14 protein-coding genes are annotated in these 14,660 nt (G+C 68.6%); 8 read left to right on the plus strand and 6 right to left on the minus strand.

Annotated features, from left to right (window positions below; translation table 11 throughout):
• The first annotated feature begins 72 nt into the window (after nucleotides 1-72).
• Entirely contained in the window at nucleotides 73-1,116 is a 1,044-nt protein-coding gene (locus AC069I_RS15020; RefSeq protein ID WP_478235389.1) for an SIS domain-containing protein, read from the plus strand.
• Nucleotides 1,113-2,087: an N-acetylglucosamine kinase gene (locus AC069I_RS15025; RefSeq protein ID WP_478265637.1), complete on the plus strand. Its 975-nt coding sequence runs from the start codon at nucleotides 1,113-1,115 to the stop codon at nucleotides 2,085-2,087. Before AC069I_RS15020 ends, AC069I_RS15025 begins: the two co-directional genes overlap by 4 nt.
• A gap of 84 nt (nucleotides 2,088-2,171) precedes the next feature.
• Here the strand turns inward: AC069I_RS15025 and AC069I_RS15030 are convergent, their stop codons facing one another.
• Entirely contained in the window at nucleotides 2,172-2,855 is a 684-nt protein-coding gene (locus AC069I_RS15030; protein WP_478230253.1) for a DUF3159 domain-containing protein, read from the minus strand.
• Nucleotides 2,856-3,128: 273 nt separating this feature from the next.
• Here AC069I_RS15030 and AC069I_RS15035 point away from each other — a divergent pair, with 273 nt between their 5' ends.
• The 6 genes from AC069I_RS15035 to AC069I_RS15060 all read left to right on the plus strand — a co-directional run bounded on the left by AC069I_RS15035 (nucleotide 3,129) and on the right by AC069I_RS15060 (nucleotide 7,653).
• Entirely contained in the window at nucleotides 3,129-3,968 is an 840-nt protein-coding gene (locus AC069I_RS15035) for an SGNH/GDSL hydrolase family protein (protein ID WP_478230254.1), read from the plus strand.
• A gap of 259 nt (nucleotides 3,969-4,227) precedes the next feature.
• Entirely contained in the window at nucleotides 4,228-4,944 is a 717-nt protein-coding gene (locus AC069I_RS15040) for an OmpA family protein (RefSeq protein ID WP_478230255.1), read from the plus strand.
• A 7-nt stretch (nucleotides 4,945-4,951) separates the two neighbouring features.
• Nucleotides 4,952-5,392, plus strand: coding sequence for a hypothetical protein (locus tag AC069I_RS15045; protein WP_478234061.1), 441 nt, complete (start codon nucleotides 4,952-4,954; stop codon nucleotides 5,390-5,392).
• 91 nt (nucleotides 5,393-5,483) lie between these two features.
• Nucleotides 5,484-5,960: a DUF6932 family protein gene (locus tag AC069I_RS15050; RefSeq protein ID WP_037335500.1), complete on the plus strand. Its 477-nt coding sequence runs from the start codon at nucleotides 5,484-5,486 to the stop codon at nucleotides 5,958-5,960.
• Nucleotides 5,957-6,841, plus strand: coding sequence for a hypothetical protein (locus AC069I_RS15055; protein ID WP_007033450.1), 885 nt, complete (start codon nucleotides 5,957-5,959; stop codon nucleotides 6,839-6,841). Before AC069I_RS15050 ends, AC069I_RS15055 begins: the two co-directional genes overlap by 4 nt.
• A gap of 161 nt (nucleotides 6,842-7,002) precedes the next feature.
• Nucleotides 7,003-7,653 carry a DUF4190 domain-containing protein gene (locus AC069I_RS15060; protein ID WP_478230257.1) on the plus strand — a complete coding sequence of 217 codons (651 nt, stop codon included), beginning with the start codon at nucleotides 7,003-7,005 and terminating at the stop codon, nucleotides 7,651-7,653.
• A gap of 278 nt (nucleotides 7,654-7,931) precedes the next feature.
• Here the strand turns inward: AC069I_RS15060 and AC069I_RS15065 are convergent, their stop codons facing one another.
• From AC069I_RS15065 to ectA, 5 genes are all read right to left on the minus strand, one after another.
• The gene (locus AC069I_RS15065) at nucleotides 7,932-10,721 is read right to left on the minus strand and encodes an AfsR/SARP family transcriptional regulator (protein WP_478230258.1); all 2,790 of its coding nucleotides are present in this window, start codon (nucleotides 10,719-10,721) and stop codon (nucleotides 7,932-7,934) included.
• A gap of 634 nt (nucleotides 10,722-11,355) precedes the next feature.
• Nucleotides 11,356-12,255, minus strand: coding sequence for an ectoine hydroxylase (gene thpD / locus AC069I_RS15070; RefSeq protein ID WP_478230259.1), 900 nt, complete (start codon nucleotides 12,253-12,255; stop codon nucleotides 11,356-11,358).
• 24 nt (nucleotides 12,256-12,279) lie between these two features.
• Nucleotides 12,280-12,669: an ectoine synthase gene (locus tag AC069I_RS15075; RefSeq protein WP_007033454.1), complete on the minus strand. Its 390-nt coding sequence runs from the start codon at nucleotides 12,667-12,669 to the stop codon at nucleotides 12,280-12,282.
• A 44-nt stretch (nucleotides 12,670-12,713) separates the two neighbouring features.
• Nucleotides 12,714-13,964, minus strand: coding sequence for a diaminobutyrate--2-oxoglutarate transaminase (ectB, locus tag AC069I_RS15080; RefSeq protein ID WP_478234065.1), 1,251 nt, complete (start codon nucleotides 13,962-13,964; stop codon nucleotides 12,714-12,716).
• 38 nt (nucleotides 13,965-14,002) lie between these two features.
• Nucleotides 14,003-14,494, minus strand: coding sequence for a diaminobutyrate acetyltransferase (gene ectA, locus AC069I_RS15085; RefSeq protein WP_478230261.1), 492 nt, complete (start codon nucleotides 14,492-14,494; stop codon nucleotides 14,003-14,005).
• Nucleotides 14,495-14,660: the final 166 nt, after the last annotated feature.

The following is a 14,660-nucleotide window of genomic DNA, read 5'->3' on the forward strand; positions in this document are numbered from 1 at the left end:
AACGTCCATTCGGGCTAGCATTGGTCTAGACCTACTCGGGGGACGAAGTACGTCCCGGTGGAAGGGAACGAGATGACCGAACAGCGCCCCGGCGAGCACATGGCCGCGGAGATCTCCCAGCAACCCGCCATTCTGGCAGGAATCGTGGAGCGACAGGCCGAAATCGCCGAGGTGGCCGAAGCCATCTCCAAGCGCCCGCCCAGGTTCGCACTCCTCGCCGCCCGGGGCTCCAGCGACCACGCCGCCCTGTATGCGAAGTACCTGATCGAAGTACTCCTCGGTCTCCCCTGCGGTCTCGTCTCACCCTCCACCGCGACTCTGTACGGCGCCCGTCCCGATCTGCGGGACGTTCTCTTCATCACAGTAAGCCAAAGCGGTGGATCCCCGGATCTCATCGAGGTCACCGAAACCGCGCGTCGCCAGGGAGCGCTGACCGTCTCGGTCACCAACACCCCGGAGTCGCCGCTTCGCGCCGCCGCCGAACTCGGCGTCGACATCGGCGCGGGACTGGAAAAGGCGGTGGCCGCCACCAAGACCTACTCGGCCACCTTGCTTTCGCTTTACCTTCTGATCGACGCGGTCCGCGGCGGCAAGGGCGCGGACGCGGAGACGCTGGGCGAGCTCGCACAGCAGACCCTCGACGGCTCCGAAGAAGGCGTGCAGCGCGCGGTGGACCGCTACCGCTTCGTCGACCGGGTGCTCACCACGGGCCGCGGTTACTCCTACGCCACGGCGCTGGAAGGTTCGTTGAAGCTGGCCGAAACCAGCTACCTCGCGGCCCGCGCGTACAGCGGCGCGGACCTGTTGCACGGTCCGGTCGCCGCGGTCGACGGTGAAACCGCCGTGCTCGCCGTGACGAGCCAGGGACACGGAGTGGACGCGATGCAGGAGGTCCTCGAAGCCGTCGGCAAACGCGGCGCGGACGTGCTCGCGGTCGGCTCCGCTTCGGCCGACGTGCCCGCGGCGCTGCGGATCGGTGTCGCGCCGTCCGCCGAAGAGGTCGCTCCGATCCTGGAGATCCTGCCCATCCAGCGGATCGCGCTCGGCCTTTCGCTGGCGCGCGGCGGTGACCCGGACAGCCCGCGCGGGCTGCTCAAGGTGACCAAGACCCGGTGACCCACGTCATCGGTGTGGACGCCGGAGGCACGTCGACGCGAGCGATCGCCGTCGACGCCTCCGGCGCCGTCCTCGGTACCGGGCGCGCGGGCGGGGCGAATCCCAATTCCCATCCGCCGTCGAAAGCCGCGGCGCGGATCGCGAGCGCGATCACCGGCGCGCTCGGCGGGCTGGATCCGGCCGCGACCGCCGCGTGCGTCGTCGGCATGGCGGGCGTCAGCAAGCTGAGCGATCCGGCGATCGCGGAGATCTTCGAAGCCGCCTGGAGGGACACGGGAATCAGTCCGGTGCGGACGGTCCCCGATCCCGAGGTCGCCTACGCGTCGGCGACTTCCGCGCCGGACGGTTCGGTGCTCGTGGCGGGCACCGGGTCGATCGCCGGCCGGATCCGCGGCAGGCGCATGGTGTCCACCGTCGGCGGCTACGGCTGGTTGCTCGGTGACGAAGGTTCGGCGTACTGGCTCGGCCGTGAAGCCGTTCGCTCCACTTTGGATGTTCTCGGCCGCGGCGGCGAACCCGGTCCGCTCGCGCGCGCCGTGCTCACCGAAGCGCTCGGACCGTCCGCAGTGGACCCGGCGAGCGACCGGGCGCCGCTGTGGCGCGCGCTCATCACGAGCGCCAACGCCGAAGCGCCGATCCGGCTCGCCAGGTTCGCCCCGTTCGTCAGCGAGGCCTGCCGCGAAGGCGATCCGGCGGCGGACGAGATCACCACCCGCGCGGCCACCTTGTTGGTGACGAACGTCATGGCCGCCCGGGATCCCGGGGAGGACACGCCGGTCGTCCTGGTGGGCGGGGTGTTGTCGCCAGAGGGGCCGGTGGGGACGAAGGTCCGCGCCGAACTCGCCGGCATCGAGGTCCTGACCAGCACCGACGGGGTACTCGGAGCCGCTTGGCTGGCCGCCGTCGACGCCTACGGAGAAGGGGCACCGCGGCCGGTCCCACCCTGGAAAAACACCAAAAACGCGCCCTAAAAGACCAAACCATCGACTCCGGGGCCGAACTCCGGGTACCGTAGGACCCGGCCCCCGGACCCTCCCCCCTCGCCGGGGGCCGCCTTATGTCCTGGGCAGCCCATCGGGCGCGGAATCCGAGGGATCCCCGTTCTCCTCCACCACCCGCAGGCCGGGATGTTCCGGAGGCAGCGTGCGGTACAGCACCCAGCCGCTCACGGCGACCGTCACCGCGACCAGCGGCCAGGACAGCACCGTCCTGGCGATGCCGAGCGCGACCACCTGCCCGCTCCACCACAGCGAGCCGTACACGACGACGCGCAGCGTGTACTGGAGGAAGACCCACACCCAGCTCGCCCGCGAGTACGCGCGCAGCAGCGCGGGATCACGGCGCCATCGGGTCTTCTGCCCGATGACGAGCCCCACCACGACGCCGAGCAACGGCCACCGGACCACGATGCTGGCCGCCCACAGCAGCGCGCTGGCCACATTGGACAGCAGCTGGATGAGGAAGAAGTCTTCGGCGCGGCCGGTGTGCAGGGCGATCAGCGCGGCGGCGATCACCGCGGCGAGGCTCACCACGACCGCGCGGGCCTTGTCGCCGCGCGCGACCCGGTACCCGCCGAGCAGCACCGCCACCCCGATGGCCACCCCGGCGCCCCAGGCGATCGACTGGCCGGCGATCAGCCAGCCGAGGACGAAGGCCGCGGGCGGGATGCTCGCGTCGATGGCGCCTCGCCGCCCGCCGAGGATCTGGGCGAGCGACTCGCGCGAGGGTCGTGAGGTCACCCTTACAGCCTGCCGGATCTATGAGCCCGAACACCCGGGCGGGGAGATGTTCGCCACATACCGTGTCCGGTTTACGCCCTCTTGAGGGGAATCTACGCAGCCCAGGAGTGTACATCCCGGTAATGGAGATGCATGGACGTCCGACAAAATAAGAGACTGTGTCAACGGGCTGAACCACGGGTTTCGGTCAGATGGGATGGCAGGGGCGCTCTCAGCTGTTAGTTGTGGTGTACAAGTACCAACCGGGGGCACACGGACGGAAGGGGACCCAACGTGTACGGATTCGACAGCTACGTGGCGATCGGTGACAGCTTCACCGAAGGACTCAACGACGACTTGCCCGACGGCAGCTTCAGGGGCTGGGCGGACAGGCTCGCGGAGATCCTCGCCGAAGGCAGGCCCGACTTCCAGTACGCGAACCTCGCCCTCCGCGGGAAGATGCTCGACGAGATCCTCGAAGAGCAGCTCCCGATCGCCCTCGCGGTGAAGCCCGACCTGGTCACCCTGTGCGCGGGCGGCAACGACATCATCGTGCCCGGCGCGGACGTGGACGCCGTCGCCGCGCGGCTGGAGGCGGGGGTCGCCAAGCTGCGCGAGGCCGGGATCCCGGTGCTCATCTTCAACGGGCCGGACACCAAGTACCTGTCCGTGATGCACGTCCTGCGGGGGAAGGTCGGCATCTACAACGCGCATCTGTGGGCGATCGCCGACCGGCACGGCGCCAAGATGGTCGACATGTGGGCGATGGCCCCGCTGCACGACCGCCGCGCCTGGAGCGACGACCGGCTGCACTTCACCCCCGAGGCCCACCGGCGGATCGCGCTGCGCGCGGCCGAGGTCCTCGGTGTCCCGGTCGCCGACGACTGGCGTGAGCCGTGGCCGGCGTCCGAGGAGCCGAGCACCTGGATCACTTCGCGCCGTTCGGACCTCGAGTGGACGAAGGTGCACCTGCTGCCGTGGATCCGCCGTCAGCTCAAGGGCGAGTCCATGGGCGACGGCCTGTCCCCGAAGCGCCCCGAGCTCGCGCCGCTGCTCCCGCTGGAGCAGATCGAGTCGACGGGCGTCTCCCTCCCGGCCAAGGACATGCGGGAGATCCACCACCACGCGAGCTGAACCGCGGACCGGTCCTCTTCCCCTAGCGCGTGAAGGCCCCCTTCCTCGGCTGCCCCAAGGGGAAGGGGGCCTTCACGCGCATCAGGGCCATCGATCGATGTCACCCAGAAGGGTCATGTGCCGACCATTCGGGGTCCGGCGGCCGGCCACGGGCCGCACTGACGTCGCAGGCCAGACGGGTGCGCGGCGCCCCGCGGAGAGCGCGGGACGTGCCGGAAGCCGGTTCGCCAACCGGTCGGAGGCGGCTTACAGTCCCTCCATGCCCGGTACCCGCTGGAGCCGCTTGCTGCCTACAGCGCTGCTGGTCACGCTCGCCTTGACGGCGATCACCGTCTGGTCGGCCTCGGACGACATCGAGGCCGAGCTGACCGCGCGCGCCAAGAACGCGCTCGCCGACGTCGGCGTCTCCGGCGGCCAGGTGAGCTTCTCCGGCCGCGACGCGAACCTCACCGGCTTCCCGCCGGACAAGGCCGCGCAGGCGATGGACGCCATCCAGCGGATCGACGGGGTCCGGACGGTCGAGATCTCCGGCGACACCGCCCCGCCCGCCGGCCCGGTGACGACCAGCGGCGAGCCGTCGAGCCAGCCTCCCCCGAGCCCGTCGCCCAGTCCCACGCCGACGTCGGCCAAGCCGGTGGACAAGGCCGGATTCCAGGCCGAGATCGACCGCCTGCTGGCGGCCACGCCCATCACGTTCGAACCGGACACCACCGAACTCACCGCGGACGGCGAACGCGGCGCGCTGGAGATCGCGAAGCTGCTCACGGACGCGCCCCGCGAGCTGAGGTTCCGGATCACCGGGCAGGTCGCGACCGGTTCGGACCGGAAGCTCTCGCTGAACCGGGCGCTGACGGTGGAGCGGCTGCTGGAGCGCAACGGGGTCAAACGCGACCAGGCGTACTCCACCCAGCGCAGGAACTCCGACGGCGCGAACGGCGAGGGCCGCCGCGTCGACATCACGGCAGAACAGAGGTGATGGCCTGATGCTCTGGCTCTTCGGGCAGATCTGGCTCTGGCTGCTCATCTCGTTCGCTCTCGGCTGCGGTGTCACCTGGCTGCTGATGCGCGGCGAACGACGTGAGCGACCGGCCGCGGAACCGGTGGCCCGCGAGCCGGAACGCACGGCACCGGTGCCTGCCGAGCCGGACCCCGAACCCCTGCCCGAGCTGCTCTCCACCGAACGGACGCAGTTCCTCCCGCCCGCGCGGATCCAGGACGACGACGAGCCGTACGACCAGGAGGCGGAAGGCCACCGCGAGGGCCAGTTGACGCCGGAACCGGTGCGGGGCTACCACCCGGGGCCGCCGGAACCGGCCGCCCGGAACGGCGAGGGCGGCCACGAACCCGAACCCGTCTGGCCGAGCGACGAGGACTGGCCGCCCGCCGGGCACGCGCCCGAGCACCGGCCGGGGCAGGGCGGCTGACACTCGCCTGGTAAATTCGGCTACGCACTGTGAGCGGGACGCCGGGTACGTTTCTTCGATCGGGAGCTCCGGCACACGAAGGAGGCTCCGATTGGCGCTCCCCTATTGGACGCCGCACAACCTGCTGCCTCCTGGCCGCCATCCCGCCGATCTGGCCGACGTCTACGAGCGGCTGGTCTTCGACGCGCCGCACCAGAACGACCGTGAAATCCTGTTCAGCGCGCTGAACAGTTACCTCGGCGTCGCCCGGCGGATCATGCCGACCGGCCGCGCGTGGATCGGCGGCGATCTGACCGCCAGGACCCCGCACGCGCCGCTCGGGCTCGACGTGGTGCTGATCCCGGACGAATGGGGCGCGCTCAAACGGCTCGACGACGCGGGGCGCTCTGCGCTGTACGGGCTGCTGACCTTGCGCGGGGTCATCGTCGGCCAGCCCGCCATGTACCTGGACCAGGTCCAGCCCGTCGGCGGCATGCTCGACGGGTTCCTCTGCCGCCCCGGCGACGAGGAGATCTGGGAGGAAGTGTGGGCATCGGGTGGCAGGGGAATTCCGGAAGTGATCTGGTGAGGAACGAATTCCGGCGTATCGCCGACGAGATCCCCGGCGGCACCTGGCTCGACGACCTCGCCCGAGCGTCGGCGATGGCCGCGTACGCCAAGTTCGAGCGGACGTCGCGTTCGCCGCTGCTTCGCGTTTCCGTGCTCGGCGAGTCGCATCTGGACGCGTACACCTTCTCCGACATCAGCCGCGCGCTGCAGGACGCGACGGCGAAGATCGGGCACATCATCCGCAACCCGTCGGGCGAGGTGACCTTCGTCCAGCCCGCGGACCGGGAGAAGGCCCCGCTGATCCAGCGTGGACAGGCGGGCAACGCGATCTTCTTCGGCTTCCCGGAACCGGCGCTCGACGACGCGCTCATCCACGACGGGATCGAGTCGCTGTCCGAACGCGCGGTCAAGGAACTGTGCGACTTCCTGCCCGCCAACGGTTCCGACGACGGCGCGCTGGACGCGGTGCTGCTGCAGCGCGACACCGTCCGCAACGCGGTCAGCGACATCGTCAACGCGGTCAGCAAACACGCCGGGATCGGCATGGCGCTGACCCCGACCGCGGGCGACGAGCTGACCCGCAGCATGACCACCGAGCAGGCGAGGATCCTTTCCGGGAGCCTGCGCGAGTCACGTGAAGCCGTCGGCTACGAGACGGTCAGCGGCAGGCTGGACGGCGTCCGCACGCGGCGCCGGATCTTCTATCTCGAACGCGAATCGGGCGGCACGATCCAGGGCGCGGTCGCGCCGGATCTGCTCGACGAGATCAAGGAGAACCTGGACCGGCCGGTGACCGCGCGGCTGCGCGTCGTGCGGACCACGACCATCGACGGCCGCCGCGGCCGCCCGGTGCACGAACTGCTGGAGATCACCCCGGAAGTCAGCCTGTTCGATCAGTGATCGGGTTTCCGACATTCGGCGATGCCACAATTCTCGTCAGAAAATATCGGTGACCGCTTGATCATCGTTGAATGATGACTTTTTCCAGCAGGTAACAATTTCGGCCATTGCCCCGAACGATGGGTTAACGTCTTCGGACGGAAGCCTCCGAAAGGGCATGTATGCCGACCGATCCACCTCTCCCGCACCCGCCCGCCACCCGCTACGGCTCTGGGTTCGCCGCGCACGGAACACGGCACCGCAAACCCAAGAACGGCGTGGTCATCGCAGGTTTCCTGGTCGGCATGGCGGCACTCGGGGTCGCCTTCGTCCCGGTCGCCGGGATCGCCGCATGGCCGCTCGCCGTGATCGGATTGATTCTTTCCGTGATCGGTTTGACCAAAATCAAGAAGGGCGAGGCGGACAAGAAGGGAATGGGGATCGCGGGGCTCGCGCTTTCGATCACCGGACTGCTGGCCGCCGGCGGGTTACTGGTCTACACCAGTTTCTTCGCAACCGGCGAGTCGGGGCTGCACGTCCCGGCGGTCGCCGGCGACAAGAACACCGTCGAGTTCGTCGTCAGCGCCTCCGGCGGCGCTACCATCCGGTACGGCTCGCTCAACGACCAGCGGACCGAGACGACCCCGGCCAGCACCGACGAATGGCGCGGCACGGCGTCGTTCAACTCGGGCGACTACCTGCTCACCGTCACCGCGGACACCCGGAACTCGTCGGTCAGCAACCAGATCGCCTGCACGATCCTGGTCAACGGCAAGAAGGTGGCGGAGAACAAGGGCCAGACCATCGCCCTGTGCACGGCGGGCACCGGCTGACCCCACGCGTTTCGTCCTCTGAATGCGGTAGTTGCACACGCAAGGACCGCATTCAGAGGACGAAACGCGGTGGTGCCGCCTGGCGGCCGGCCGGTATCGCCCCCACCTCCACCGGCCGGACCGCCACGAGCCGCTCCTGGCGGCTCTTCAGACGGCCCCGGAACGGGCCCGCCCGAGCGCCGATCACTACCGATGCCCCTCCCCTAGGGCTCGATCGACACTGAATCGGACCCTACGCGCGTGCGCGGCGAGGCCACTAAGAATCCGCTAAGGATCACTCACGGAGTTTCGCCGAGGTCCGTGAGTTCGGCACGGACCAGTGCGGCGAGCTTGGGATTGGCGTCCGCGAGGATTTTCAGCGCGAGCGCGAATTGTTCGCGGGCACCGTCCACATCCGACCCGGACCGCAGCACCCGGCCCAGCGTCAGCCGCAGGACGCCCTCCTGGAGGACGAACCGTCTGCTGATCGTCAGGTCCACGGCTTCCCACACGTACCGCTCGGCCGCCGCGAGTTCGCCGATCCGCATGCTCAATTCGGCCAGGTTGTTCAGCGAGACGACGACGTAGCTTTCGTCGCCGAGGGTCCGGTCGATCTCCAGCGAGGCGACCTGGTGCCCGATCGCCTCGATGAACCGCCCGGCCCGCTTTTCGGCCTCGGCGCAGTTGTTGAGCGCCTGCCCGCGCAATTCGAGATCACCGGTCCGCTCGGTCTCCTCGACCGCCCGCCGCAACGTCCTGATCGCCTCGTCGTGCCGCCCCAGCAGGGTCAGCGCGGAGCCGAGATGGATGTTCGCAGAGTTCATCAGCCGGTCGTCGCCGATCGCGGTCGCGAGTTCGAGCGCGCGTTCGGCGTCGGCGAGGCAGCCTTGCGGCAGCTCGAAGGTGAGGGCGATGGCGCAACGGGAGATCAGCATCCAGCACCGGCCGAGGACGTCGCCGGATCGCTCGGCGGCCTCCAGCCCGATCCCGACCAGCCGCGTCCACTCGTCCAGCAGCGGGTACACCGCTCGATAGGTGTGCGCGACCCTGGCCAGCTGCCAGACGTCGTCGTGGCGTCCGGCGGCGCGGGCGGCTTCGAGGACCTCGATCAGGTTCTCCCATTCCGCGGTGAACCAGTCCTGCGCCTCGTCGAAGGAACCGATCGGCGGCGTCTGCGCGTCGGTCAGCACCCCGGTGAAGTCGAGCGGGTCGACGATCCGCAGCATCTTGCGCCGGGCCCGGTCGGCGACGGCCTGATAGAACCGCACCGAGCGCGACAGGACGGCTTCCCGGTCGGCTTCGTCGAGTTCGTTCTCCGCCAGTTCACGGAGGAACAGGCGGACGAGGTCGTGCGGGACGAAGGAGTCGCGGCCGGTTTCGGCGAGCAGGTTGTGCGCGGCGAGCACCCGCAGATGCCGCCGCGCCTCGGCGACGGTGATCCCGCCGATCGCGGCCGTCAGATGCGAACCGGCCGAAACGCACTGGACCACGCCGAGCCGCAGGAACGTGTCCGCGACCTCGGGCGGCAGCCCCCGGAAGGAGACGTCGAACGCCGCGCGGACGCCGTCGTCCGGGCCCTCGACGTCGAGCGCGGCCAGCCTGGTCCGTTCGTTGCCCAGTTCGTCGACCAGATCCTGCGCTGACCACTGCGTGCTGGCGGCGAGCCGGGCACCCGCGATCCGCAGCGCCAGCGGGAGATAACCGCAGAGCCGGGCGAGCGCGTGGTTGAGGTCGTAGCCGGCGGGCCCGGCGAGTTCCTCGATCAACCGGACGGCGTCGCCGGGCGCGAGGGTGCCGAGCACCCGCAGCTTGGCGGCGTTGGACACGGCGAGCCCGTCGAGCCGGGAGCGGCTGGTCACCAGCGTCATCGACCGCGAACCGGGCGGCAGCAACGGCCGGACCTGCTCGGCGCTTCGGGCGTTGTCGAGGATGACCAGCATCCGGCGTCCGGCGATCATCGAGCGGTAGAGAGCGACGCGTTCGTGGACCTGTTCCGGGACGCCCTCGGCAGGCACGCCGAGCCCGAGCAGGAACTGGGTGAGCAGGTCGGCGGGCTCCAGCGGCGGATGATGCGGGTCGAAACCCCGTAGCGAGGCGAAAAGGATGCCGTCGGGGAAGCGGCGGCCCGCGCGATGCGCCCACCACACCACCAGGCTGCTCTTGCCGATCCCGGCCGTCCCGGTGACCACGCCGACCGCGGTCTCGCCCGCTTCGGCGCGCTCGGCGAGTTCGTCGAGCCAGGCCAGATCGGCCTCGCGTCCGGCGAGGTTCGGCACCGCGGGCGGCAACTGCTGGACGGGCGCCGCCTCGGCCTTCGGTTCCGCGGCGACCTTGACCGGCAGGTCGTCGTTGAGGACGCGTTCATGCAGCCAGCGCAGTTCCGCTCCGGGCTCGACGCCGAGGGTGCGCAGGGTCGCCCGGGACACCGTGCGGTAGAGCTCGAGCGCGTCGCCCCGGCGGCCGGCGTGGTAGAGCGCGCGCATCAGCTGACCGGCCGTGCGCTCGGCGAGCGGGTTCGCGCGGACCAGCGGGCTGAGCTCGACGATCAGTTCCGCGTGCCTGCCCAGTTCGAGGTCCGCGTCGACTCTGGCGCCGTGGACGGCGAGCCGCAGGTCCTCCAGTTCGGGAGCGCGGACCGACCCCGGCACCCCGGCGAGCGCGGGCCCCTGCCAGAGCGCGAGGGCCTCGGTGAGCAGTTCGGCCGCCTTCTCCGGCTCCTCCGCGGAAGCCCGCTCCAGCAGGGATCGGGCGCGGTGGACGTCGATCCGCTCGGGTTCGACGGTGAGCTGGTAGCCGGGCGGCGCGGTGAGGATCCGGGCACCGTGCGGATGATCGCCCTGGATGCCCCGGAGCACGCGCCGCAGATGCGAAACGTTGCCGTGGACGATCGTGCGGGCCGTGGCAGGCGGGTCGTGCCCCCAGAGCGCGTCGATGATCTCGTCGAGCGCGACGACCTTGTTGACCTTCAGCGCCAGCAGCGCGAGCAGACCACGGACGCCCGGGCCGCCGACGGGGACCGGCCGATCGCCGTCGAGGAGGCGCACGGGACCAAGGAGTTGGAAGCGGGCAGGGGAGCCGCTTTCGCCCATGACAAGCCCCCCTCCTCCGATCTCTCCCCTTACCGGAGTAGCCAACCTACCGCGCCAAGACGCCGCCAACCAGGACACTCAAGGTCGTGAAGGCCTCCTTCCCTACTTTCAGGGTAGGGAAGGAGGCCTTCACGACCTCGGCGATACGGACAAAGCGCGCCAAGCGGGCGGGTAGCGTCCACTGTGGACTTCGACTGCCGGGTGACCGGCGCTCACTGCGTGTCCTGAGCCACGCAGCCGCGGCAGGTAGCGCGTGAAGGCCGCCTTCCCACGGCTCAGCCGAGGAAACTCGACCTCCCCAAGTACATGAAGACCCCCTTCATGTACTTCCGGCTCGCGAACAGGCACCAAACACGCATCACCACGAAAAAGAAAAAGGCTCCGTGCCATCAGTCCCGATCTGATGGCACGGAGCCGGGAGATATCCGATTTGGGCCGCCTGGGGGCGCGACCCACACCGGACATCGGCGTCCACGTCCGTCCGGGTGGGCTCACCCCGAGCGAAGAACCCGTTCGGCCGTCGACAACACCTACGTGAGCGAGCCCACTGGCCCGCTCACGTGGCGACAACGTAACAGGGTGCACACCGACGGCTACAAGCGCCCCGTCATGGCCTTCGCGACCTGCGGTTTCGTCAGCGCGACAGCGGGGTCGAGTCACGGCCGGCGATGAACGCCGGACGCGGTTCGATCGCGGCGAACGGCTCCCGCAGCGCGTTCTCGACGCTGTTGAACACCAGGAAGATGTTCGACCGCGGGTACGGCGTGATGTTGTTCGACGAACCGTGCATCACATTCGAATCGAACCAGAGCGCCGAACCGGCCTGTCCGGTGAATTGGTCGATTCCGTATTCGGCGGCGAGCGCGGTGATGTCTTCCTCGCTCGGGACGCCGACCCGCTGCTCTTTCAGTGAACTCTTGTAGTTGTTCTCGGGGGTTTCCCCGGCACACTGCACGAAGGTCCGCTGCGAACCCGGCATCACCATCAGCCCGCCGTTGAACGGGTAGTTGTCGGTGAGCGCGATGGAGCAGCTGACCGCGCGAGGTACCGGCATGCCGTCCTCGGCGTGCCAGGTCTCGAAGTCCGAGTGCCAGTAGAACCCGGTGCCCTTGAAGCCGGGCATGTAGTTCACGCGGCTCTGGTGGATGTAGACCTCGGAGCCGAGGATCTGCCGGGCCCGGTCGAGCACGCGCGGGTCGCGGACGAGTTCCGCGATCAGCTCGCTGGTCTCGTGGACGTCGAAGATGGAGCGGACCTCACCGGTCTTGGCCTCGGTGATCACGCGCTCGTCGTCGCGGTGGTCCCCCGACGACATCCTGACGAGTTCCTGCCAGTAGGCCTGGACCTCACCAGGCGACAACAACTGGTCGACGACGGTGAAACCACGCGTTTCGTGGTTCGCGAGCGTGGCCGCGTCCAAGGGACCGTCGGCCTCGGTGCCCCAGACGGTGGGGTGCGTCCTGGGCAGGTGTTCGGGCTTACCCGTGATGCGGGTCGGGTAACTGTCGTCGACTCGGGTGTCGGTCAGCGTCAATGCAGTCGCCTCCTCGAGCGATTTCTAGGGTTCGGTGACGAGCGGGTACACGCCGTTTTCGTCGTGAACCTCACGGCCGGTGATGGGCGGGTTGAACACGCAGACGCACTTGATCTCGGTCTTGGGCCGGACCTGGTGCTTGTCGTGGTCGTTGAGCAGGTACAACGTGCCCGGCTTCAGCTGGAAGACCTCGCCGGTCGCGGTGTTTTCGAGCTCCCCCTCACCGGAGGTGATGAACACCGCTTCGATGTGGTTCGCGTACCAGAAGTCGTTGACCGTCCCGGCGTACAGCGTGGTCTCGTGCACCGAGAAACCGACGCCCTCCTTGGCCAGCACGATGCGCTTGCTGCGCCAGTTCGGGGTCTTGATGTCGGCGTCGGTGTCGGTGACCTCGTCGAGTGTTCTGACAAGCAAAGGAAAACTCCTTCTCGTTCCTGGTCGAGGGCGGTCGGTTCAGGTCAGTTGAGGACGGTGGCGACGGCTTCGTCGATGATCGACAGACCCTTCGTGAGCTCGTCGTCGGTCAGCGTGAGCGGCGGGAGGACCTTCATGACCTCGCCGTCGGGGCCGGAGGTCTCCATCAGCAGCCCGCGCTCGAACGCGGCGGCGCAGACCTTGCCCGCGAGGTCGCCGTCGGCGAACTCGATGCCCCGGGCCAGGCCGCGGCCCTTCGCGAACAGGTTCGCGTCCGGGTACGCCTCGACGATGCCCTGGAAGGCGGCGGCGATGCGCTCACCCTTGGCCTTGGTGGACTTCTCCAGCTCGTCGTCGCTCCAGTAGACGCGCAGCGCCTCGGTCGCGGTGACGAACGCCGGGCTGATACCGCGGAAGGTGCCGTTGTGCTCGCCCGGCTCCCAGACGTCGAGGTCCGGGCGGATCAGCGTCAGCGCCATCGGGATGCCGTAGCCGCCGATGGACTTCGAGAGGCACACGATGTCGGGCTTGATGCCCGCGTCCTCGAAGCTGAAGAACGGGCCGGTGCGGCCGCAGCCCATCTGGACGTCGTCGAGGATCAGCAGGATGCCGTGCTTCTTGCACAGGTCGTCCAGCGCCTTGAGCCACTCGACGCGCGCGGCGTTGATGCCGCCCTCGCCCTGCACGCCCTCGACGATCACCGCGGCGGGCTCGTTCAGGCCGCTGCCGGAGTCTTCGAGCAGCTTCTCGAAGTAGAGGAAGTCCGGGATGGAGCCGTCGAAGTAGTTGTCGTACGGCATCGGGGTGGCGTGCACCAGCGGGACACCCGCGCCGCCGCGCTTCATCGAGTTACCGGTCACCGAGAGGGCGCCCAGCGTCATCCCGTGGAAGGCGTTGGTGAAGTTGATGACCGATTCCTTGCCGGTCACCTTGCGGGCGAGCTTCAGCGCGGCCTCGACCGCGTTCGCGCCACCGGGACCGGGGAAGACGACCTTGTAGTCGAGATCCCGCGGGCGGAGGATCTTCTCCTGGAACGTCTGCAGGAAGTCGCGCTTGGCCACGGTGAACATGTCGAGCGCGTGCGTCACGCCGTCACGCGCGATGTAGTCGATCAGAGCCCGCTTCAGCGCCGGGTTGTTGTGCCCGTAGTTGAGCGCGCCGGCGCCGGCGAAGAAGTCGAGATAGGCCTTGCCGTCCTCGTCGTACAGGTAGCTCCCCTGCGCCCTGTCGAACACGACGGGCCAGCCACGGCTGTAACTGCGTACTTCGGATTCGAGTTCCTCGAAAATGCTCATCACGTTTTCTTTCTCCCTGAGATCCCCGGATTTACGTTCTATTGACTGCTGAGCGGACCGATGCGGTACAGGTCCTCCTGCTCATGCGTTCCTTCCTCGGCCGGGAAATCCGTCGTGGAGAACAGATCCTGGCGTTCCACGGTGGCGTCCCACCGCTTGGCGAACGAGGCGAACAACCGGATCGAAGCCTCGTTGTCCGGCGTGATCGTCGTTTCGAGGTACCGGACGCCCTGGGCGGTCAACTGGCCGAACAGCTCGTCGAGCAGAGCTCCGGCCAGGCCTTTTCCTCGCTGGGACGCGTCGACGGCGACCTGCCAGACGAAGCCGGTGTCCTGCTTCCGGTACCCGATCACGAAGCCGACCGGCGTGCCGTCGACTTTCGCGACGACCGAGGTGTCGGCGAAATCGTGGCACCACAGCAAATAGGCGTAAGGCGTGTTGAGATCCAGCTTCTTGGAATCGCGGGCGATTCTCCAGAGCGCGGCACCGTCTGCCTTGGTCGGATTTTCGATCAAGTGCTTTCCGGACATGTCCAAGAAACGTACCGGAGGATTCGGGCGCGGTCAGATCAGCGCGGCGGCGGCAACGCGGCTACCTGCAACAACCTTGAAACACACGTGACAAAGGTAACGGTAACGTTTGAAGCGCAGCACTTGTGGGTAAGGCCGCCTCGCTGCGGTCTCACTGCACGTGACG

The organism is Amycolatopsis sp. NPDC043885 (genome assembly GCF_056435685.1).